We start from the raw sequence: 2,516 nt of genomic DNA on the forward strand, positions 1-2,516 counted from the left end.
CGGCCGGGGCGCGGGGCCCGCGGGGCGGCCGCGAGCAGCGCGATGTCGTCCTCGGCGGGGGCGGGCGCGTGCGCCAGGACGGCGTCCAGCAGCGGGCCGGGGGCCGCGCCGGGCGGCAGCCGCCGTGCGGTGAGCCGGGCCAGCGAGCGGTCGACGTCCTCGCCGCGGCGCTCGACCAGGCCGTCGGTGTACAGGAGCAGGGTGTGGCCGGGCGGCAGGACGGCGGTGGTCGGGGCGTAGCCGTTCAGGCCGGTGCCGAGCGGGGGGCCGGGTTCGACCGGGAGCAGCGCGGGGGTGCCGTCGGGGCGGACCACGACGGGCGGCAGGTGGCCGGCGCTGGCCAGCGCGTACCGGCCGCGGGCGGGTTCGGCGTAGACCACCAGGCAGGTGGAGGGCCGGTAGTCGTGGACCGCACAGGCCAGGTGGTCGAGCCGGGCCAGCAGCCGGTCGGCGGTGGGTTCGAGCAGGGCCATCGCGCGCAGCATCGCCTGGTAGTGGCTCATGTGGGTGGCTGCCTCGATGCCGTGGCCCATCACGTCGCCGATGGCCAGCACGGTGCGGCCGTCGGGCAGCGCCACCGCCTCGTACCAGTCGCCGCCGACCAGCGCGCCGGTGCCGGCCGGGCGGTAGCGGAAGGCGACGTCGAGGTCGGGGTGCGGGGTGCCGGGTGCGGCGAGCATGGCGCGCTGCAGGTCGACGGCGACGGCGTGCTCGCGGCTGTAGCGGCCGGCGTTGTCCAGGGTGATCGCGGTGCGGCCGGCCAGGTCCTGGGCGGCGACGGCGTCGTCCTCGGTGAAGACCGGGGAGGCGCCGGTCCGCATCAGGGTGACGGCGCCGATCCGGTTCCCGCGGGCGGTGAGCGGCACGATCATGCCGGAGCGGATGCCGATCTCCCGGTAGAGGGCGACGCGTTCGGCGTGGGGGGCGGAGCGGGCCAGTTCCTCGTCGCCGAGCAGGTTCTCGATGACGGGGCGGCCGGTGTCCAGGCAGCGCGGGATCGCCGAGCCGGGCTGGTGGTCGAGGTGCTCGCCGGGGTTGCCGAGCCGGCGGACGCCGTCCAGCAGGGCGGGGGCGGCGGCCAGCGCGGCGCGGCGCAGTCGGCGGCCGCCGTCGGGGCGGGGGCGGGCGTGCGGGCTGTCGGGGTGCGGGAGGAGTTCGACGGTGGCGGCGTCGGCGAGGTGCTCGACCAGGAAGGCGGCGAGTTCGCCGCAGGTGGTGTCGACGTCGAGGGTGGTGCCGACCTGGGTGGCGGCGGCGTCCAGCAGGGCCAGCCGGGCGCGGGCCTGTTCGAGTTCGTGCTGCTGCCGGCGGGAGGCGGTGACCTCCAGGACGATGCCGACCAGGCCGAGCGGGCGGCCGTCCGCGTCGTCGATCCGGTGGTAGGAGCCGTGCCAGTAGCGGCGGTGCGGCGGGGAGGCGGCCCGGGTGCGGCCGCTGGAGGTGACCTCGCGGACCAGGCCGTCGGCGAGCACGGCGCGCAGCACGTCCTCCCGGGCGTCGACGTCGGGGAGGAGCTCGGCGATGGTGCGGCCGAGGTGGCGGTCGGCGGGGACGCCGTTCATCCCGGCGAGGGCCGGGTTGACGTAGCGGTAGCGCAACTCGGTGTCGAGGACGGCGATGCCGGCGGCGGTGCCGTCCATGACCTGGCGCAGCGGCGCGGGCAGGGCGTTCCAGAGCTCCTCGGCCATGGCTGGCGCACCTCCTCGCCGGGTGCCCAGGCGCCGCGGCCGGGGCGGTGCGGGCCTGGCGCCGTGGACCGTGCACTGTGACCAGTAAACACAGCGCGGCGGTCCGGGGCGATCCGGTGCCGGGCGGGCCCGGCGGGGCGGGGCCGGGGCCCGGCGTTCACCCGGATGGAGTCTCCCGAGTGCCCGGGGGCGGCCGGTGCCGGAGGGTCGGGGCAAGACCTGCTTCGGCCTAGGAGGTTCCATGAGCTCGTCTGTCGGTCCCAGTGCGACACCCCCGCCCACCGGATCGCGCGTCGGTGCCACCAGGCCCCCGCGGAACAGGGGCTGGGTCTCCGGGATGGTGCTGTTCGCCGGTGTGATGATGCTGGTGGGCGGTCTCCTGGAGGTGTTCCGCGGCATCATGGCGATCGCCGAGGACGACGTGTTCGTCACCACGCCCCGGTACGTCTTCAAGTTCGACCTGACCTCCTGGGGTTGGATCCACCTGGTGCTCGGTGCACTGATCGCGGTGGTCGGCTTCTTCGTGATCAAGGGGGCGGCCTGGGCCCGGATCGTCGGTATCTTCCTGGTCTCGCTCGGCCTGATCGGCAACTTCCTGGACCTGCCGTACTACCCGCTGTGGTCCCTGGTGATCATCGCCCTGGACGTGTTCGTGATCTGGGCGCTGGCCGTCTACCAGGAGGACTGACCCCGGGCGCACGCCCCGGCGGCCCCGCGGGGGCCGGGCGGGGGGGCGGGGGGGCCGGGGGGGGCGGGGGGCGGGGCGCCCGGGGGGGGGGGGGCCGCGGGCCCCGGGGGGGTTGGCTTGGGGGGGGGGGGACCACCGCC

Annotated in this window: 2 protein-coding genes; one reads left to right on the forward strand and one right to left on the reverse strand. The window is 76.6% G+C overall.

Annotated elements, in window-relative coordinates:
• Positions 1–1,688 (reverse strand): SpoIIE family protein phosphatase (locus ACWEO5_RS38350; RefSeq protein WP_452166687.1); only part of this gene is annotated, 1,688 nt, incomplete at its 3' end.
• A gap of 337 nt (positions 1,689–2,025) precedes the next feature.
• On the opposite strand from ACWEO5_RS38350, the gene ACWEO5_RS38355 reads away from it, so the two are divergent.
• Positions 2,026–2,376, forward strand: coding sequence for a DUF7144 family membrane protein (locus ACWEO5_RS38355; RefSeq protein ID WP_452166688.1), 351 nt, complete (start codon positions 2,026–2,028; stop codon positions 2,374–2,376).
• Positions 2,377–2,516: the final 140 nt, after the last annotated feature.

The organism is Kitasatospora sp. NPDC004272, assembly GCF_053603035.1.